Genomic DNA, 18,644 nt, shown 5'->3' on the forward strand with positions numbered 1-18,644 from the left:
TTCTGTCTTACCGATCCACTTCGCCGAACACGATGTCGAGCGTGCCGAGCACGCAGGACACGTCGGCTAAGAGGTGCCCGCGGCACATCCAGTCCATCGCCTGCAGGTGCGCGAAGCCCGGCGCGCGGATCTTGCAGCGATACGGCTTGTTGGTCCCGTCGGACACCAGGTACACGCCGAACTCGCCCTTCGGCGCCTCGACCGCGGCGTAGACCTCGCCCTCGGGCACGTGGAAGCCCTCGGTGTAGAGCTTGAAGTGGTGGATGAGCGCCTCCATCGAGCGCTTCATCTCCCGGCGCGGCGGCGGCGCGAACTTGCCGTCGACGGAGGCGATCGGACCCTGGCCGGCGGGCTCGCGCAGCTTGGCGACGCACTGCTTCATGATGCGCACGGATTCGCGCATCTCCTCCATGCGGATCACCTGGCGATCGTAGGTGTCGCCGTTCTTCCCGACGGGGATGTCGAACTCCATCTCCTCGTAGCACTCGTAGGGCTGCGCCTTGCGCAGGTCCCACGGGATGCCCGAGCCGCGCACCATCACGCCCGAGAAGCCCCACTCCATCGCCTCGTCGACCGACACGATGCCGATATCGACGTTGCGCTGCTTGAAGATGCGGTTGGCCATGACGAGGTCGTCGAGGTCCTGGACGACCTGCAGGAACGGGTCGCAGAACGCGTCGATGTCGTCGATGAGCTTCGGCGGCAGATCCTGGTGGACGCCGCCGGGCCGGAAGTAGTTGGCGTGGAGCCGGGCGCCGGAGGCCCGCTCGTAGAAGATCATCAGCTTCTCGCGCTCCTCGAAGCCCCAGAGCGGGGGCGTGAGGGCGCCGACGTCCATCGCCTGCGTGGTGACGTTGAGCAGGTGCGACAGCAGGCGGCCGATCTCGCAGAACAGCACGCGGATCAGCTGCGCGCGGCGCGGCACCTCGATCCCGGCGAGCTTCTCGATCGCCAGGCAGAAGGCGTGCTCCTGGTTCATCGGCGACACGTAGTCGAGCCGGTCGAAATAGGGCGTCGCCTGCAGGTAGGTCTTGTACTCGATCAGCTTCTCGGTGCCGCGGTGGAGCAGCCCGATATGCGGGTCGACCCGCTCGACCACCTCGCCGTCGAGTTCCAGCACGAGGCGCAGCACGCCGTGCGCCGCCGGGTGCTGCGGGCCGAAGTTGATCGCGAAGTTGCGGATGTTGTGTTCGGTCACGGACGCTCTCCGCGGCTCAAGGCGACGTCTTCTCGTCGCCGGGGAGCACGTAGTCGGTGCCTTCCCACGGGGACAAGAAGTCGAAGTTCCGGAATTCCTGCGTCAGCTGCACCGGCTCGTAGACGACCCGCGCCTGGTCCTGGTCGTAGCGGACCTCGACGAAGCCGGTGAGCGGGAAGTCCTTGCGCAGGGGGTGCCCCTCGAAGCCGTAATCGGTGAGCAGGCGGCGCAGGTCGGGATGGCCCGAGAACAGGATCCCGTAGAGGTCGTAGGTCTCGCGCTCGTACCAGTTGGCCGCCGGGAAGACCTCGATCACGGAGGGGACCGGCGTCACCTCGTCGGTCTGCACCTTCACCCGGATGCGCAGGTTATGGCGCAGGGAGAGCAGGTGGTAGACCACGTCGAAGCGCTTCTCGCGCTGCGGGTAGTCCACGCCGCATATGTCGATGAAGTTGCGGAACGCGCAGGCCGGATCGTCGCGCAGGTAGGTCAGCGCGTAGACGATGTCGGAGGCCTGGACCACCAGCGTCAACTCGCCGAACGCGACGGTGTGGGACACCACCGCCGGGCCGAGGGCGCCGAGGACGCGCTCGGCCAGGGCCGAGACGGCGTCGTCGCCGTAGGCCGGCTGGGTGTGGGGCAGGATCGAGATGCCGTTCGTCATGGCCGCTCCTCAGCGCTCGATCGTGCCGGTCCGGCGGATCTTCTTCTGCAGCAGCAGCACGCCGTAGAGCAGCGCCTCGGCGGTGGGCGGGCAGCCGGGCACGTAGATGTCCACCGGCACCACCCGGTCGCAGCCGCGCACCACCGAGTAGGAGTAGTGGTAGTAGCCGCCGCCGTTGGCGCAGGAGCCCATGGAGATGACGTAGCGGGGCTCCGGCATCTGGTCGTAGACCTTGCGCAGAGCCGGGGCCATCTTGTTGGTGAGCGTGCCGGCGACGATCATCACGTCGGACTGGCGCGGCGAGCCGCGGGGGGCGAAGCCGAATCGCTCGCAATCGTAGCGCGGCATCGACATCTGCATCATCTCGACCGCGCAGCAGGCGAGACCGAAGGTCATCCACATCAGCGAGCCCGTGCGGGCCCAGTTGATCAGCTCGTCCGTGGTGGTGAGCAGGAAGCCCCGGTCGGCCAGCTCGTCGCTGATCGACAGGAAGGTCGGGTCGTCCGCGCCGATCGGGCGGCCTGTGTTGGGATCGATGATCCCCTTCGGCTGGGGCGCGATCGCGGGGGCGCGGTTGGTGTCGGTGATCAGGGCCATCGGCGACTCAAGAATTCGGTGCGGGCGGCGAGCGGCGGGAGATCAATCCCATTCGAGGGCGCCCTTGCGCCACTCGTAGACGAAACCGACGGTCAGCACGCCCAGGAAGACGATCATCGACCAGAAGCCGAACCAGCCCAGATCCCCGAAGGTGATCGCCCAGGGGAAGAGGAACGCGACCTCGAGGTCGAAGATGATGAACAGGATGGCGACGAGGTAGAAGCGCACGTCGAACTTCATGCGGGCGTCGTCGAACGCGTTGAAGCCGCACTCGTAGGCCGAGAGCTTCTCGGGATCGGGGCTCTTGAAGGCCACCAGGAAGGGGACGACCAGCAGCGCCGTGGCGATGAACAGCGCCACGCCGATGAACACGATGAGCGGCAGGTAATCCGCCAACAATCCGGTCATGCCAGGGCCTCGCGAGACGAGTGAAACCGCGGTGCGACGCCGACCCGGATCCGCCCGTGGAATTGTTCTTATGCCAGGATGCGCGCGGCCGGAGGCTTAGTCGAGCCGCCGGCCCGTGACAATGGCTTGTCGCGTCGCACAAAGCGCGCTGTCAGCCGTCCTGTCGGTCGTCCTGTCGGTCATGTCCGAGATGGGCTTGCGCGGCGCCGGCGCAACACGACGGAAGCGCGCAGGCCCGAGTCGGGGGGGCTGGTATGCCTGCGGCGGCGGTCGCGGATCGAGGCGGATGCGAATCCGTGCGGGACGCGCTTGACAGGGCACCGGGCGCCCCATAAACCCCGCCCCGTCGCCGGGCGAAACGCCCCTTCGAAGCGACCACGCCGTGCGGGCGTAGCTCAGTTGGTTAGAGTGCCGGCCTGTCACGCCGGAGGTCGCGGGTTCGAGCCCCGTCGCCCGCGCCACGTCCCCCTCGATATCACCATCAGAATTCGTCTCGCGGTGCACCGTGCCGACGCGCAGTCGCGCGCGCCCGAGCGGGACGGGTGATGGCTCGACCGTGCGGTCAGGCCACCTTCGACGATTCGGGGGAAGGACCTGGTGGAGCGACCGCGCCCGGCCGCGTCCCGCGCAGGCTGAGGGCGATTCCCGTCAGGATCAGGCCTCCCCCGGTCAGGATGTCGGCGCTCAGCGGTTCGCCCAGGACGAGATGCGTGCTCAGGATGCCGGCCACCGGCACCAGCAGGGCGAAGGGCGTCACGGCAGCCGCCGGGTAGCGGGTCAGGAGCCCGTTCCAGAGGCCGAAGGCGAGGAGCGTCGTCGGGTAGGCCTGGAACGCGACCGATCCGATCGCCCCCCAGCTCGGATGCGCCAGCGCCGTGAGCGCCCCGGGCCCCTCGACGATCAGCGACAGGATGAGCAGGGGCGGCGTGGTGGCGAGGCTGCTCCAGACCATCAGCGCCAGGCGGTCGACCCGGCCGATCCGCTTCGCGACGACGTTCGCGCTGGCCCAGGACAGGGCCGCGCCGACGACGAGGATCAGCGGGCCGAGCGGGGCGCCCCCGCCCCGCCCGAGCGCCACCGCGGCGACGCCGAGGAGCGCGATGCTGCCGCCCAGGATCTGCCGTCGGCGCGGGCGCTCCCCCTGCAGCGCCCAGGCGAGCGCCACGGTGAACGGGACCTGGACTTGGATCAGGAGCGACGACAGCCCGGCCGGCATGCCGAGGCGGATCGCCGTCATGAGCAGCCCGAACTGGCCGACCCCGAGGGCGAGGCCGAACCCCGCCACCAGGGCGACGGGGGCCCGGGGCGGCCGGATCACCAGCGCCGCCGGCAGCGCCGCGAAGCCGAAGCGCAGGGCGCACAGCATCAGCGGCGGCACCGTCTCCAGGCCGACCTTGATGGCCACGAAGGCCAGCCCGAGGATCGTGACCACCAGGATTGCGGCGAGCCCGTCGCGCAGCGTCATGCGCGCACCCTACGCCGCACGCCGCCGCGTCACCACCGCATCACCAAGGCCGCACGGCCGCCCGAGCGTGGCGTCGCTCGTCGCGCCGGCCGACCAGCAGGTGGATCGCGTCGACCGTGCCGGGCACGCAGGCATCGGCCACGTCCTGCCGCGTCAGGCCGATATCCTTCAGTTCCCGGTCCGACAGGGTCGACAGGCGCTGGAGCACGCGGCGGTTCATCGCCGCCCGCGTCAGGCCCGCGCGCACCTCGGCGGCGACCGTCAGCACGGGCCCGGCCATCCGGGCGAGCCATCCGCCGCGCGATCTGATCCGGGATCCGATCCGGGTTTCCAGGGCGGCGGTCTCTGTCAGGCACTGAGTCATGGATCCCCTCCTCCATCGTTCCGGGGCGTCGCGATCCTGGCGGGCGGGGGCTGGCGGCGACAGGAACACTTCGGTACGGTTCGGAAGAATTGTCCGGACGAATGAGCAGTACGGATGACGGTCGAAGTCAGAAGCCCAGGGACGCGCGTCGAGGCCGTGGTCGGCGAGATCCGCGAGCGGATCGCGGCGCGGCGGCTGGTCCCGGGCGTGCGGATCCCCTCGGTCCGGGCCTTCGCGGAGACGATGGGCGTCTCGAAATCCACCGTCGTGGAGGCCTACGAGCGCCTCGCCGCCGAGGGCGCCGTGGTGCCGCGGCCGGGCTCGGGCTTCTACGTCGCCGGCAAGACCCGGCCGCTCTCGCTCCAGGCGATGGGGCCGCGGCTCGACCGGATCGTCGACCCGCTCTGGATCACCCGTCAGGCGCAGCAGGCCGGCTCCGACCAGCTGAAGCCCGGGGCCGGCTGGCTGCCCGATTCCTGGATGCCCCACGAGGCGATCCGCCGGGGCCTGCGCCGGGTGGCCCGGGCCGACCTCGCCGAGATGACCAACTATGACCGGCCCCTGGGCTACGAGCCCCTGCGCCACCAGATCGCCCGCAAGGTCGGCGAGAAGGGCGTCGGCGCCGAGCCCGACCAGATCGTGCTGGTCGAATCGGCTACGCAGGCGCTGGACCTCGTCTGCCGGTTCCTGCTCCAGCCCGGCGACACCGTGCTGGTCGACGATCCCTGCTACTTCAACTTCCTGGCGCTGCTGCGCGCGCAGCGCGTGGCGGTGGTCGGCGTGCCGATCACGCCGGAGGGGCCGGACCTGCAGGCGCTCGCGACCCTGCTGGAGCAGCACCGGCCGCGCTTCTACCTGACCAACGCCGCCCTCCAGAACCCGACCGGGGCGAGCCTCGCGCCGACCGTTGCGCACCGGCTCCTCAAGCTGTGCGAGGCGCACGACACGCTCATCGTCGAGGACGAGATCTTCGGCGACCTCGAGCCCGAGGCCGCCCCGCGGCTCGCCGGCTTCGACGGACTGGAGCGCGTGATCCAGATCGGCAGCTTCTCCAAGACCCTGTCGGCGGCCGCGCGCTGCGGCTGGATCGCGCTCCGGGCCGACTGGGTCGAGCCGCTGGTCGATCTCAAGCTCGCCCTCAGCCTCGGCAACGGCCACATCACGGCCGCGCTGGTGCACGCGCTGATCACCGAGGGCGCCTACCGGCGGCACCTCGCCGAGACCCGCCGCCGGCTCGCCGGCGCGATGGTGCAGGCCTCCGCGGAGCTGCGCGCCTGCGGCCTCGAGACCTGGGCGCAGCCCCGGGGCGGCTTCTTCCTGTGGATGCGGCTGCCCGACGGGCGCGACGGGGCCGACGTCGCCCGCCGGGCGCTGGCACGCGGCATGGTGCTGGCGCCCGGGACCTCGTTCAGCCTGTCGGATGCGTGGAACGGCTACATGCGCTTCAACGTGGCCCACTGCGCCGATCCGCGGATCCGGCCGATCCTCCGGGAGGCGCTGGGCTGAGGGGCACGGTCAGGCCGGCAGCCGCAGCTCCGCCCGCAGGCCGCCGAGATCCGACCGCCCGAGGCTCAGGCCGCCGCCGTACAGCTCGGCGAGCTCCAGGGTGATCGGCAGCCCGAAGCCGTGGCCCGGCACGCCCTCGTCGAGGCGCCGGCCCCGGGCCATGACGGCGGAGGCCGCCGCCGAGTCGAGGCCGGGCCCGTCATCCTCCACGACTACGGCCACCGCGCCGTCGCGCGCCGACGCCGAGACCCGCACGCGGCCGCGGCACCAGCGGCAGGCATTGTCCACGAGGTTGCCGAGCATCTCGTCGAGATCCTGGCCCTCGCAGGAGACCGACAGGGTCTCCGGGACGTCGAGGTCGATCGCCGCGCCCTTCTCGGCGTGGATCCGCGTCAGCGCCGCGCGCAGGTCCGACAGCCGGGGCGCCAGGGCCGTGCGGCCCCGGGCCGAGCCCGCCAGGGCCGCGGCCCGGGCGCGCCGGAGGTGATGGCGCACCCGCCGGTCCATGTCGTCCACCTGCCGGCGCAGGGCGCCGTCCGGGTCGCGGGCGGGCTCGGCGAGGGCCATCGACAGGGTGGCGAGCGGCGTCTTGAGGGCGTGGGCGAGGTTGGCGACGTGGCCGCGGGCGCGCTCCAGGTTCTGCGCATTCTGGTCGAGGAGCGCGTTGAGCTCCGCCACCATCGGCGCGATCTCGGCCGGCTGGTCCGCCGGCACGCGCTCGTGCCGCCCTGCCCGGACCGACGCGAGGTCCGCGCGCAGGCGCGTCAGCGGCGCGAGGCCCAGGCGCACTTGGAAGGCCAGGCCCGCGAGCAGGCACAGGCCGAGGATGCCGAGCGCCAGGGCGAGGCTCGTCAGCGCCTCGCGCAGCGGCCCGCGCAGCTCCCCCTCCGGCGCCGCCACCACGATCGTCGCCGGCTCGGGCCCGGGCACGGTCAGCACGCGGGCGACGAGGGGCTCGCCGCGCGGCCCCGTGCCCGAGGCCGGATGCGGCCGGCCCGGATCGTCGTCCGGTCCGGGATCGGACAGGCGGATGTCCCCGCCCCGCAGGGAGCCGGATCGGATCGTCTCGGCGCCGCGGCGCACCTCCCAGGCCCAGCCGGGGCCGGGCCGGTCGAAGGGCGGCGCGTCGAGACCCTGCGGGAGGATCCCGGCCTCGAGCCCGGCCCGCAGGGCGACGATCTGCGCGTCGAGCCGGCCGTCGAGCTGCCCGCGCACGAAGCGGTGCAGGATCACACCGATGGCGAGGCCCGCCACCACCAGGGCCGCCAGCACCAGCACCAGGGCCGACGCGAGCAGCCGTGTGCGGAGCGAGCGGCGCCGCGCCGTCGCCGCCATCAGGCGGGCTCCGCGTGCAGGCGGTAGCCGTGGCCGCGCACGCTCTCGATCCGCGCAGGCGCGATCTTCCGGCGCAGGCGCGTGATGATCACCTCGACGGAGTTCGAATCGACGTCGGCGTCGCCCTCGTAGACCCGCTCGATCAGGTGCGGGCGCGGCACCACGGTCTCGCGGTTCAGCATCAGGCAGGACAGGACCCGCCATTCCAGGCCGGTGAGCTTGAGCGGCAGGCCCTCGTGCTCGAAGGCGCCGAGACCCGGATCGAAGCTGAGGGGACCGCAGGTGATCCGGCTCGCGCCCCCGCCCTGGGACCGGCGCACGAGGGCGCGGAGGCGGATCACCAGCTCCTCCACGCGCACCGGCTTCACGAGGTAGTCGTCCGCCCCCGCCTTGAAGGCCGCGACCTTGTCGCTCCAGCCGTCCCGGGCGGTGAGCACCAGCACCGGCAGGGTCCGGCCGGCCCCGCGCCAGGCCCGCAGCACCGAGACGCCGTCGCCCTTCGGCAGGCCGAGATCGAGCACGACGGCGTCGTAGCCCTCGGTCTCGCCGAGATGCTGGGCGTCCTCGCCGGTGGCGGCGTGGTCGAGCACGAAGTTCTCGGCGCGCAGGACCTTGGCGACCTCCGCCGCGAGGGCGGCGTCGTCCTCCACCAGCAGGATCTTCACCGGTCTCACCTCCCCGTCTGGACCGCGGCGGCCGGCCGGTTTCGCCCGCTGCCGCCGGCACTTAGGGCCGTGGTCTCACGTCGGCTCCCGGGACGGCCGCCCGGGCGCCGACCTGTCGGCCCGCATCAACGCCCGCTGCCAAGCCTCTGAACCCGCACGGGTTCCACACGGAGCGCTCTAGGGCGGCGCGTTTAACCGGGCCTGAACCGCGCGGTTCAGACCGGATTGCCGGCGCCTCCCTAGGAAGGGGCATCGGATCGAGCGGATCCGGACCCTCCAGAGGATGAGATCATGAGCGACGACAAGACCATCGACGGGACCGCGCGGGAAGTCCGCGAGACCGAGGCCGCCAAGCCGGCGTCGCGGGCGGTGCCGCGGCGGACCTGGGTGGTGGGCGCGGTGGCGCTGCCGCTTGCCCTGGGCGCCGTCGGCCTGTCCCTGGCGCAGGGAACGCCGTTCCAGCCGACGCCGGTCGCGCCGGTGGCGATCCAGGCCCTGGCCCCCTCCGGCGCGACCGCCATCAAGGGTGAGGTCGCGGAGATCTTCGGCAACAAGTTCGTGGTGCAGGACGGGACCGGGCGGGCCCTCGTGGAGACGGGCCGCGAGGGCGAGGGCGGCGGCCTCGTCGCCAAGGGCGAGACCGTGACGGTGCAGGGTCGCTTCGAGACCGGCTTCCTGCGCGCCCGGGTCCTGACCCACGGGGACGGGCGCACGCTGCTGCTCGGGCCGGCCGGCGGCCCTCCGACCGGCAGCCTGGACTGGGCCAAGGACCGGCTCGGTCTCGGGCCGAAGCCCGACATGGCCGCCCTGACCGCCTCGCTCCAGGCGGCGGGCTACGGCGACGTGCGGGTCACGGGCCGCGGGCCGCGCCATCTCGAGGTGGCCGCGAAGGACCGGGACGGCCGCGAGCACCAGCTCCATGTCGGCTTCGACGGCCAGGTGCGGGAGCGCCCGGCGCCGGGGCTGCCGCCGCTCTGAGCCGTGCCCGGGCGGGCCCGCGTGCAACCCTTCCGCGCCTGCCGCGTCCTCCTGTCTCTCGCCGGACAGGAGGTGCGCGCCGTGGAGCCGATGAAGCCGATGGAACCCATGGAGCCCATGGAGCCGATGAAACCGATGAAGGGCGCGGAGCCCTGGTGGCCGAAGGATCTCGGCGAGCCCGCGACCAGCGGCGCGCAAAACGGGATGAGGTACGCGTTCTTCCCGGACAAGCGCCGCCTCCTCGTCGACCGCGACGGGCAGGTCTCGACCTACGACAGCGGCGACCACCGGATCGGCGGCGTCGCGCAGGCGGACGGGGCGGCCCAGACCCTGACCTTCACCGGCCAGGACGGCGAGGTCGACCTGGGCTCCCTGAAGAAGCTCGACTGAGCCCGGCGTGGACAGGCCGGGACGGCGCGCTTAAGCCCGGCCCAACCATGCGAGCCGTCCCGCCAGACCCCGCGATGCCATGCGCGCGCTGATCGACCTCGTCCGCGCCATGCGGTCGGCCGACCGGCGCCGGCTCGCCCTGATCGCCCTCGGCCTCGCGGCGGCGGCGCTGCTCGAGGTGGTGGGCGTCGCCTCGGTGATCCCGTTCCTGACGCTGGTCGGGGACCCGTCGGCGGCGACCCGGATCCCCTACCTGGCCCAGGCCCGGAGCGCCCTCGGACTGACCGACGAGCGCGGCTTCCTGCTGGTGACCGGCGGGGCCGCGCTCGCGGCGATCCTCGTCACCGCGCTGGTGAATGCCGGGCTGACCTACGCGCAGCTCCGGTTCACGCACCTGGCCGGCTACAGCCTCAGCCGGCGGCTGCTGTTCCGCTACCTCGACCGGGAGCGGCTGTTCTTCGCGAAAGCCAACAGCGCCGAGCTCGCCAAGAACGTGCTGTCCGAGACCGACCGGCTGGTGATCGGCGCGCTGACCCCCGCCACGGTGCTCGCCTCGCGGGCGAGCTCGGCGCTCGCGGTGATCGCGTTCCTGCTGGCCTACGCGCCGCAGCTCGCGCTGATCCTGGGGGGCGGCTTCGGCGGCCTCTATGTCGGGATCTACCTGGTGATGCGCGCCCGGCTGGCCCGGCTGGGCGGCCGCACCGTCGCCGACAACGAGGCCCGCTTCCGGATCGTGCAGGAGACCTTCGGGGCGCTCACCGAGCTGAAGCTCTACGGGCGCGCGGAGGCGTTCGCGTCGCGGTTCGACGCCCCGGCCCGGGCCTACGCCCTCGCCACCGCGGCGAGCCAGCTCACCGGCCAGATGCCGCGCTTCGTCATCGAGGCCCTGGCCTTCGGCGGGGTGATCGTGGTGGTGCTGTTCGCGCTCGCCCAGGGGCTCGACGTCGCCGGCATCCTGCCGCTGCTCGGCCTGTTCGCCTTCGCGGGCTACCGCATGCTGCCGGCCTTCCAGAACATCTTCACCTCGGTGGCGCTGATGCGCTTCACCCTGCCGGCGGTGCGGGTGATCGTCGACGAGCTCGCCGACGAGCGCGAGCCCCGGCCCCGCACCGCGGAGCGTCTGCCCTTCGCGCGGGCGATCCGGCTCGAGAGCCTCGGCTTCGACTACGGCACCGGCCGTCCGGCCCTCGCGGGGATCGACCTGACGATCCCGGTCAACGCCACGGTCGGCCTCGCCGGGCGCACCGGCTCGGGCAAGTCGACGCTCGCGGGCCTGATCCTCGGCGTGCTGGGCCCGACCGCCGGGCGGATCACCGTGGACGGCCGGCCCCTCGATGCCGGCACCCTGCCCGCGTGGCAGAACCGGATCGGCTACGTCCCGCAGGAGGTGTTCCTGGTGGACGGGACCGTGGCGGAGAACATCGCGCTGGGCCTCGACGCGCCGGACCTCGCCGCCGTCGAGCGGGCGGCGCGGCTCGCCGGCGCCCACGACTTCGTCGCCGCCCTGCCGCACGGCTACGCCGAGCGGGTCGGCGAGCGCGGGGCGCGGCTGTCCGGCGGCCAGCGCCAGCGCGTCGGCATCGCCCGGGCACTCTACCACGACCCGGACGTCATCGTCTTCGACGAAGCGACCTCGGCCCTCGACGACGAGACGCAGGCGGCCGTGATGCGGGCGCTGCGCGCCCTCTCGGGCCGGCGGACGCTGATCCTGATCGCCCACCGCCTCTCGACCCTGGAGGGCGCCGACGCGGTCCACGTCCTGGAGGCCGGCCGGATCGTCGCTTCCGGGCCGCCCGAGGCGGTCCTGCCGGGGCTCGGAACGGCGGCCTGAGCAACCGCGCGCCGGGGCCTTGCGTCCGGCCCCGCCTCCGTTACCTCGGCTCACCGAGGCAGACCGGGAGAGCACCGTGACCACGCGCATCGAGCTGACCGCACCGGACGGCACCACCGCGACGCTCGCGACCGACGGGGCCGAGCCGGTCTCGTGGCGGGTCGGCGGGACCGAGTATCTCTGGAGCGGCGATCCCGAGCACTGGAACCGCCACGCACCCTGGCTCTTCCCGGTGGTCGGCGCCTCGGCGGGCGGGCACGTGACGGTCGGGTCCGAGCGCTACCCGATGGCCCAGCACGGCTTCGCCCGGGACCTGCCCTTCGCGGTGGTCGACCGGAGCGCCGACGCGGTGACCCTGCGCCTGACCGACGGGCCCGAGACGCGGGCGCACTACCCGTTCGCGTTCCGGCTCGACATCGCCGCGCGGGTCCGCCCGGCGGGGCTCGACCTCGACGTGACCGTCGCCAATCCCGGCGCCGTCCCCCTGCCCTACGCCCTCGGCTTCCACCCGGCCTTCCCGTGGCCCTTCGCGGGCGGCACCCGCGCCCGCGACGGCGGCTACGCGGTCGCCTTCGAGGAGGCGGAGCGGCCCTTCGCCCCGCAGGTCGGCCCGGGCGGCCTGCTGCTGCGCGACGAGCAGCCGATCCCCCTCGCCGGGGACACGCTGCCCCTCGATCCGGCGCTCTTCACCGAGGCCTTCGTGTTCCGGAACGCCCGCAGCCGCTGGATGCGCTTCACCGGCCCCGGACGATCGATCCGCATGGAGATGGCGGATTTCCCCCACCTGGCGGTCTGGACCAAGCCGACCGCACCCTTCCTGTCGCTGGAGTGCTGGACCGGCTACGCCGACTGGTCGGACTTCGCGGGCGACCTCGCCGCGCGCGATTCGCAGCGTCTGCTCGCCCCGGGCGCCGCGGCGCGCCACGGCGTCCGCCTGACGCTGGAGACCTAGCCCTTGCGGATCTGGGTGGCGCGGCCCGAGCCGGGAGCGACGCGGACCGGGGCGGCCCTGGCCGAACTCGGCCATGTGCCGCTCGTGGCGCCCGTCCTGGCCGTGCGGCCGACCGCGGCGGCCCCGCCCATGAGACCCTTCGCCGCGCTGCTGCTGACCAGCGCCAACGCGGTTCCGGCGATCCGCGACGCCCCGGCCCTGCGCAGACTCCCGGTCTTCGCCGTCGGCGCTCGGACGGCCGCCCTGGCTCGCGCGGCCGGTCTCGGCCCCGTCCGGGAGGGGCCCGGCGACGCCGCGGGCCTCGCCGGCCTGGTGGCGGCGACGCTGCCGCCCGGCCAGCCACTCCTCCACGCGACGGGAGCCGAGCGCAAGCCGGAACCGGCGGCGACGCTCACGGCCGCCGGATTCCGGGTCACGGCCTTCGTGGCGTACCGGGCCGAACCGCTGGACCGCCTGCCGCCGGCGGTCGGCCGCGAACTCGCCGAGAACCGCCTCGAGGCGGCCCTTCACTATTCCCGGCGCAGCGCTGCCGTCGCCCTTGCCCTCGCGGATGGATCGGAGCACGGCGGAGCTTTCCGCCGGCTGAGGCATTACTGCCTATCGCCGGATGTTGCGGCACCCCTGGAAGCGGCCGGTGTTCCGGTCCATTTCGTCGCGGCACGCCCGCGCGAAGCGGACCTGCTCGGCGCCCTGACAGGGCGACCGGGCTAACCGCGCGGTGACAGGGAGGCCGGGCCGCCGTATCTCGCCCTCGCGCCCGGCGCCGCCGCGGTGCTAGGGGGGCGCGGCGACGCCGAAGAGTTGGAGGACTTGCCCGTGACGCCACCACCCAGCGACGCCGACAAGCCCGGCCCCGGCGGCTGGAAGCCGGACGCCGCGCCCGGCAAGCCCGGGCAGTCCAGCCCGCCCGGTGGCGCGTCCCGACCGGCCGCGACGTCGGCGTCCACAGCCTCCACGTCGGCCTCGACGTCCGCTTCCACGTCGGCCTCGATGTCGGCCTCCACCTCTTCCACCGCCGCCGGCGGCGTGCGGGGGCCGCAGGGATCCGCGTCCGGAATGCCGCCCAGGCCGGCGACCGACCCGGTCGTGACCGCCAAGCCCGGCACGACCGATCCGAAGGCCGACGCCGGCAAGCCGGTCTCCGGGGCCGACAGCCTGAAGCCGTCGACCGGCCCGGCCGCCCAGTCGGCCGGTGCGAAGCCCGATCCCGTGACGGCGGGCGCCGCGTCGTCGGCCTCCGACGGCAGGACCGGAGCGTCCCCCGCGTCGTCGTCGACGGCCTCCACCGCCGCGTCCGGGACGTCCGGCGCGAAGATCGATCCGAAGGCCGCGCAGCCCGGAACCGGCCCGCAGGGCGGTCCCCGTCCGGGGGGAGGCGCACCCGGCGCCGCGGGCCCGGCAGCGGCCAGCGCGGTGACGGCCGGCCCGATCATCGACCTGAAGGCCAAGCGCATCCCGGATCCGCCGGCCGCCGGCAAGGAGCCGGGCAAGGACGCTTCCAAGGACGCTTCCAGGGATACTTCCAAGGACGCCTCCAGGGACGGCAAGGAGCCGCCGAAAGGCCCGATCCCCGCGGTGGCCGCCGTCGATCCCGGCAGGAGCGCCGCCGCGCCCGCCGGCCGGGCACGGGCCGGGTTCGGCTCGCTCGCGGCCGCGGGGCTGCTCGGCGGCGTGATCGGCGCCGGCCTGCTGTTCGGCGCCGAGAAGGCCGGGATCGGTCCCGACCCGCGCCTGAGCGCCCTGGACCAGAGGCTCTCCGGCCAGCTCGCGTCCCTCGACAAGCGTCTCGACGGGCTGGCCCCGCGCGACGCCGTGACGGCGCTCGACAAGCGCGTCGCCGCCGCCGAGGCGAGCGCCAAGCAGGCCCTGGACAAGTCCGGTGCGGCGCCCGCGTCCACCGCCGACGGGCAAGCGGCCGGTCAGGCCTCCGGTCAGGCCCCCGCGGTGCCGCCGGATCTCGTCGCCCGCCTCGACAGCCTCGACCAGCGCGTCGCGGCCCTGCAGGAGGAGCCGGGTCAGGAGCCCGGTCGCGACCAGCCGGCCGATTCGAAGCTCGGCGTGGTCCAGGACAACGCGAAGCAGATCGCCGACCTCGAGACCCGCCTGAAGGCGGTGGAGGATGGCGGCGCCAACAAGGGCGCGGCCGAGGAGGCCGCCCGGAAGGTCGCGGCGCTGCAGAGCGAGGTGGAGCAGAAGACCAAGGCGAACGCCGAGGCCGACGCGGCCCTGGGGCAGCGCCTCGACGCGCTGCAGCAGGCCGTCGACGCGCGGGTGAAGGCCGCGACCGAGGCGGTCCAGGCGGCGACCCAGGCGAGCCGCACCGCCGCCGAGGCCGGACAGGCCCAGGCCGCGGAGGCCGCGAAGGCGGTCGACCGGCGGCTGCAGGAGCAGGCCGACCAGATCGCCGCTCTGGACAAGAGCGTCGCGCAGCGCGCCGAGGCCAGCACCGTCCAGGCGGCGCTCCGGGTCGTCGTCGCCGACCGCGTGGCGGCCGCCCTGGAATCCGGGACGAGCTACGCCGAGCCGCTCGCGACCCTGCGCAAGCTCGATCCGGGGACCGACGCGCAGGCCAAGGCCCTCGCGCCCTTCGCGGACGGCGGCGCGCCCTCGGCGGCCGATCTCGCCGACACGTTCCGGCCGATCGCCGAGCGGATCGCGGCCAAGCGGCAGGCGCAGCGGGCCAAGAGCGCGGCCGAGACCGGCGATTTCCGCACCAAGCTCCTCAGCATGGCCGACGGTCTCGTGCAGATCCGCAAGGCCGACGCGCCCGCCCCCGAGGCCGCGGACGATCCGGAGAGCAAGGTCCAGGCGGCCCTCGACCGCGGCGACCTGTCGGCGGCCTCGGCGGCCTTCGCGGCGCTCCCGGCCGAGGCGCGGGACCAGGCCGGGGATTTCGGCGCCAAGCTCAAGGCCCGGGCCGAGGCCGAGCAGGCCGTGCGCGCGCTGCTCGACGGCGCCTTCAAGGCCCTGCCGGTCGGCGCCGCCCAGCCGGCCCAGGCCGCCCCCGGGCGCTAGGCCGGTGAGGGCCCCGATCCGCGCGCTGCGCGGCCGCACCATCTCCGAGCGGGCGCGCAGGCGCCCCGCTCCTCCCGCACCCCGCGACGGCCGCCAGCCGGCCGCCGACAGGAGATACTGACCCCATGTGGCGCGCCCTCGCCTTCCTGGCCCTGCTCGCACTCGCCGCCTTCGGGGCGGTCTGGATCGCCGACAGGCCCGGCACCGTCACCGTCGTCTGGAACGGCTACCAGATCGGCACCAGCCTCGCGGTCGCCCTCGTCGGCGTGATCGCGGCGGCGATCGTCCTGGGCGTCCTCTGGGCGATCGTGCGCGGTGTCATCGGCCTGCCCGAGGCCCTGGTCCGCGGCTCGGCCGAGCGGCGCCGGGCCAAGGGCCTCTCGGCCCTCTCCCGCGGCATGGTGGCGGTGGGCTCGGGCGATCCCCTGGCGGCCCGCCGCTTCGCGGGCGACGCCGAGCGGCTCCTCGGCACCGAGCCGCTGACCCTGCTGCTGAAGGCGCAGGCGGCGCAGATCTCCGGCGACCGGGACGCGGCCGAGAGCGCCTTCCAGCGCATGGTCGACGATCCCGAGACCCGGGTCCTGGGCCTGCGCGGCCTGTTCGTCGAGGCCCGGCGCCGCGAGGACGAGACGGCCGCCCGCGCCTACGCCACCGAGGCCGCCCGCCTCGCCCCGAGCGTGACCTGGGCCAACGAGGCCCTTCTGGAGGCGCAGAGCGCCGACGGCGACTGGGCAGCCGCCCTGGAGACGATCGAGCGCCGCTCGTCCCTCGGACTGATCGACAAGGCCGCGGCCCGACGCCAGCGGGCGGTGCTCCTCACCGCCATCGCCGGCGAGCGCGAGGCCGGCGAGCCGGAAATCGCCGCGGAGCGGGCCCTGCAGGCGGTCAAGCTCGCCCCCGACCTCGTGCCGGCGGCCTGCATCGCCGGCCGCCTCCTCGCCCGTCGCGGCGACGTCAAGAAGGCCGCCCGGATCGTCGAGGCGGCCTGGAAGGCCAATCCCCATCCCGACCTCGCGAAGGTCTATCTGGGCCTGCGTCCCGGCGATTCGGTCCGCGACCGCCTCGCCCGCGCCGAAGTCCTGGCGAAGCTGTCGGTCTGGGACCCCGAATCCCGCCTCGCCCTGGGCCAGGCCGCCCTCGACGCGCGGGACTACAAGCGGGCCCGCGAGGCCGTGAAGCCCCTGCTCTCCGACCGTCCGACCGCCCGGGCCTGCCTGATGATGGCGGCCATCGAGGAGGCCGAGCACGGGGCCGCTTCCGGTCAGGCCCGCGAGTGGCTGGCCCGGGCCGCCCGCGCCCCGCGCGACCGCGTGTGGATCGCCGACGGCATCGCCACCGATACCTGGGCGCCGGTCTCGCCGGTGACCGGGCGCCTCGACGCCTTCGCGTGGCGCGAGCCCCCGAACACGCTCGGTGCCGCGCCCGCGGTGGAGCCGGAGGCGGACGCCGCCGGCCCGGCCCTCGTGCCGGCGGCCCCGAACGCCGCGGCGCCGGGCGCCAGACCGCTCGCCTCATCGGTCCCCGTGTCGCCTCCGACCGTGTCCCCCGCCGCCGCGACTGCTCCGGTCCCGTCGCCGACACCCGCGTCGACCTCCGCGTCGGCCCAGGCCGCGTCCTCGGCCTCGGTCGCGTCCGCGGCGTCGACCTCCACCGGCCCGATCCCGACCGTCCTTCCGGCGAAGGCGAGCGCCTCGAAGGCGGCCGGTGCCGACCCGGTCTCGGCCGGGATGGCGTCCGCGGCGCTGCCGCCTTCCGGCTCGGGTGAGCGGCCGGTTCGTCGGATCGGGTGACCGGTTTCACGGCGCGCCGGCCGTCCGAGCGCGAGATGACAGGAGCGCCGCGGGGTCACGAACATGCCGGGGCGTTCGACTATTGCAAGTTGAATGAGCCGGCGCGCCGTGTAGCTTGTCGTGAGCTGCCGACCGAGGATCCGATCATCCCCCAGCCCGCTCACAGCCCGCGCGCGCCGTCGATCCGGTCGGATCGGAGGGGCGTCCCACGTCGCCGGGTGCGCCCGTGACCGTCCTCGAGGAGGACGGCGAGCCGCGGCGGCAGGTCGGGGCCCTGCCGTTCCGGCACGGGCGGGACGGCAAGACCAAGATCCTGCTGGTGACCTCCCGGGAGAGCCGCCGCTGGGTCATCCCCAAGGGATGGCCGATGAAGGGTCGCAAGCCGTTCGAGGCGGCCGCGCGGGAGGCCTACGAGGAGGCCGGCCTGCGCGGTGCGGTCGGCAAGCGGCCGATCGGGCTGTACCTCTACCAGAAGCGTCTGAGGAACCTCGACACCGTCCTGTGCCAGGTGAAGGTGTTTCCGCTGGAGGTGCGCAAGCAGCTCAAGCATTTCCCGGAGGCGCGCCAGCGGGAACTCCGATGGTTTACCCCGTCGGACGCCGCCGAGGCCGTGTCCGAGCCCGGGCTCGCCGCCCTGATCCGGGCCGCATCGCGCACCTAAAACGGCGCGGAAGCGCAACACGGCGTTGCCAACCCGGCGGCGATCCGTTATGGCCCCACTCGGCCGGACGGAGACGCCCTCGCGGGAGCGCCCCGGTCACCTGCTGCGGTAGCTCAGTGGTAGAGCACTTCATTGGTAATGAAGAGGTCGAGAGTTCAATCCTCTCTCGCAGCACCAGAAACCTTCCCGATCTCGCAATCAGTTCGGACGATGCTAACGGTTCCCTAGCGGAACCCGTCGCAGACTGAGGATCGCGTCGGCTGCCCGGCCGACACCATCCGCTGAAGGGGACGCGCGGACGTGAACTCGACAGCCCTGTTCACCATGCTGGGCCTCGTCATCGGATGGGCGGTCCTGGCCGGCGCGGCCCTGATCACCGGGCGGGTCGCCACCTTCGCGTTCCTGATCCTGACGCTGATCGCCCTCTACCTCTACGTGCCGTGGGTGCGGCTGCGGGCGAGCGGGATCGACGGGTCCAGCCGGCCGGTCCGGTTCTGGACCAACGTCGCCATGCTGGCCGTCAGCCTCGCCGCCTGCCTCGCCTTCGGGATCATGCTCGCCCGGCGCACCGGGCTCCTGTAGGCGCCCGTAGAGCGGCGCGTTCCGCGGCCGCGCCGCGCGCGCCCGGCGATCCCGAGAGAGCTGTCCCCTGTCCGACCACCGAGCGCCCTCACGCGGCGCATCGCGGGCAGAGAAAGGGGCCGCTGATCCGGTCATTCGCGGCGCCCCCTTAACATGGGTGAGGCGCCCTTAACTTACATTGTGTAATTTTGGCCGGTTAGGCGCGGCCCTGATCGTGGATTTTCACGACAATACCCTGGGGCG

General features: G+C 73.6%; 19 protein-coding genes and 2 tRNA genes. 12 read left to right on the plus strand and 9 right to left on the minus strand.

Features of this window, described 5'->3' with window-relative positions; genetic code table 11:
* Positions 1-7 precede the first annotated feature (7 nt).
* The 4 genes from C4T42_RS10325 to C4T42_RS10340 are packed head-to-tail and all read right to left on the minus strand — an operon-like array spanning position 8 to position 2,867.
* Positions 8-1,198: an NADH-quinone oxidoreductase subunit D gene (locus tag C4T42_RS10325; protein ID WP_020092237.1), complete on the minus strand. Its 1,191-nt coding sequence runs from the start codon at positions 1,196-1,198 to the stop codon at positions 8-10.
* 16 nt (positions 1,199-1,214) lie between these two features.
* Positions 1,215-1,862 carry an NADH-quinone oxidoreductase subunit C gene (locus C4T42_RS10330; protein ID WP_020092236.1) on the minus strand — a complete coding sequence of 216 codons (648 nt, stop codon included), beginning with the start codon at positions 1,860-1,862 and terminating at the stop codon, positions 1,215-1,217.
* A 9-nt stretch (positions 1,863-1,871) separates the two neighbouring features.
* Complete coding sequence (locus C4T42_RS10335; protein ID WP_010686017.1) at positions 1,872-2,459, minus strand: NADH-quinone oxidoreductase subunit B; 588 nt, start codon at positions 2,457-2,459, stop codon at positions 1,872-1,874.
* A gap of 42 nt (positions 2,460-2,501) precedes the next feature.
* Positions 2,502-2,867 (minus strand): NADH-quinone oxidoreductase subunit A, encoded by a 366-nt coding sequence (locus tag C4T42_RS10340; RefSeq protein WP_007560754.1) that lies wholly within the window; start codon positions 2,865-2,867, stop codon positions 2,502-2,504.
* Positions 2,868-3,251: 384 nt separating this feature from the next.
* On the opposite strand from C4T42_RS10340, the gene C4T42_RS10345 reads away from it, so the two are divergent.
* Positions 3,252-3,328, plus strand: a tRNA-Asp gene (locus C4T42_RS10345).
* Positions 3,329-3,429: 101 nt separating this feature from the next.
* On the opposite strand, the gene C4T42_RS10350 is transcribed toward C4T42_RS10345, so the two are convergent.
* Positions 3,430-4,332, minus strand: a complete 903-nt coding sequence (locus tag C4T42_RS10350; protein WP_020092234.1) for an EamA family transporter — start codon at positions 4,330-4,332, stop codon at positions 3,430-3,432.
* A 40-nt stretch (positions 4,333-4,372) separates the two neighbouring features.
* Positions 4,373-4,696, minus strand: coding sequence for a DUF1127 domain-containing protein (locus C4T42_RS10355; protein ID WP_020092233.1), 324 nt, complete (start codon positions 4,694-4,696; stop codon positions 4,373-4,375).
* Positions 4,697-4,810: 114 nt separating this feature from the next.
* Here C4T42_RS10355 and C4T42_RS10360 point away from each other — a divergent pair, with 114 nt between their 5' ends.
* Positions 4,811-6,202, plus strand: coding sequence for a PLP-dependent aminotransferase family protein (locus C4T42_RS10360; RefSeq protein WP_020092232.1), 1,392 nt, complete (start codon positions 4,811-4,813; stop codon positions 6,200-6,202).
* A gap of 9 nt (positions 6,203-6,211) precedes the next feature.
* On the opposite strand, the gene C4T42_RS10365 is transcribed toward C4T42_RS10360, so the two are convergent.
* Both C4T42_RS10365 and C4T42_RS10370 read right to left on the minus strand, forming a co-directional pair.
* Entirely contained in the window at positions 6,212-7,537 is a 1,326-nt protein-coding gene (locus C4T42_RS10365) for an ATP-binding protein (protein WP_103985080.1), read from the minus strand.
* Positions 7,537-8,202, minus strand: a complete 666-nt coding sequence (locus tag C4T42_RS10370) for a response regulator transcription factor (protein ID WP_020092230.1) — start codon at positions 8,200-8,202, stop codon at positions 7,537-7,539. Before C4T42_RS10370 ends, C4T42_RS10365 begins: the two co-directional genes overlap by 1 nt.
* 291 nt (positions 8,203-8,493) lie before the next feature.
* Here C4T42_RS10370 and C4T42_RS10375 point away from each other — a divergent pair, with 291 nt between their 5' ends.
* The 5 genes from C4T42_RS10375 (at position 8,494) to C4T42_RS10395 (ending at position 13,064) form a co-directional block, all read left to right on the plus strand.
* On the plus strand, positions 8,494-9,180 hold the full coding sequence (locus C4T42_RS10375; RefSeq protein ID WP_020092229.1) for a DNA-binding protein: 687 nt from the start codon (positions 8,494-8,496) through the stop codon (positions 9,178-9,180).
* 21 nt (positions 9,181-9,201) lie between these two features.
* Complete coding sequence (locus C4T42_RS10380) at positions 9,202-9,570, plus strand: hypothetical protein (RefSeq protein WP_234082875.1); 369 nt, start codon at positions 9,202-9,204, stop codon at positions 9,568-9,570.
* A gap of 79 nt (positions 9,571-9,649) precedes the next feature.
* Positions 9,650-11,401, plus strand: a complete 1,752-nt coding sequence (locus C4T42_RS10385) for an ABC transporter ATP-binding protein (RefSeq protein ID WP_020092227.1) — start codon at positions 9,650-9,652, stop codon at positions 11,399-11,401.
* Positions 11,402-11,477: 76 nt separating this feature from the next.
* A complete protein-coding gene (locus C4T42_RS10390; protein WP_020092226.1) occupies positions 11,478-12,353 on the plus strand; it encodes an aldose 1-epimerase family protein in 876 nt (291 codons plus the stop codon).
* 3 nt (positions 12,354-12,356) lie between these two features.
* A complete protein-coding gene (locus C4T42_RS10395) occupies positions 12,357-13,064 on the plus strand; it encodes a uroporphyrinogen-III synthase (RefSeq protein WP_020092225.1) in 708 nt (235 codons plus the stop codon).
* On the opposite strand, the gene C4T42_RS32380 is transcribed toward C4T42_RS10395, so the two are convergent.
* Complete coding sequence (locus C4T42_RS32380; protein ID WP_234082874.1) at positions 13,061-13,639, minus strand: hypothetical protein; 579 nt, start codon at positions 13,637-13,639, stop codon at positions 13,061-13,063. The genes C4T42_RS10395 and C4T42_RS32380 overlap by 4 nt on opposite strands.
* A 127-nt stretch (positions 13,640-13,766) precedes the next feature.
* Here C4T42_RS32380 and C4T42_RS10400 point away from each other — a divergent pair, with 127 nt between their 5' ends.
* From C4T42_RS10400 to C4T42_RS10420, 5 genes are all read left to right on the plus strand, one after another.
* Positions 13,767-15,368, plus strand: a complete 1,602-nt coding sequence (locus C4T42_RS10400) for a translation initiation factor 2 (protein ID WP_234082872.1) — start codon at positions 13,767-13,769, stop codon at positions 15,366-15,368.
* A 125-nt stretch (positions 15,369-15,493) separates the two neighbouring features.
* Entirely contained in the window at positions 15,494-17,158 is a 1,665-nt protein-coding gene (locus C4T42_RS10405; protein ID WP_020092222.1) for a heme biosynthesis HemY N-terminal domain-containing protein, read from the plus strand.
* Positions 17,159-17,384: 226 nt separating this feature from the next.
* Entirely contained in the window at positions 17,385-17,819 is a 435-nt protein-coding gene (locus tag C4T42_RS10410) for an NUDIX hydrolase (RefSeq protein ID WP_020092221.1), read from the plus strand.
* 102 nt (positions 17,820-17,921) lie between these two features.
* A tRNA-Thr gene (locus tag C4T42_RS10415) sits at positions 17,922-17,996 on the plus strand.
* Between the two features lie 123 nt (positions 17,997-18,119).
* On the plus strand, positions 18,120-18,401 hold the full coding sequence (locus C4T42_RS10420; RefSeq protein WP_020092220.1) for a hypothetical protein: 282 nt from the start codon (positions 18,120-18,122) through the stop codon (positions 18,399-18,401).
* The last annotated feature ends 243 nt before the right edge of the window (positions 18,402-18,644 follow it).

It is taken from the genome of Methylobacterium sp. 190mf (assembly GCF_900107945.1).
GTDB lineage: Bacteria > Pseudomonadota > Alphaproteobacteria > Rhizobiales > Beijerinckiaceae > Methylobacterium.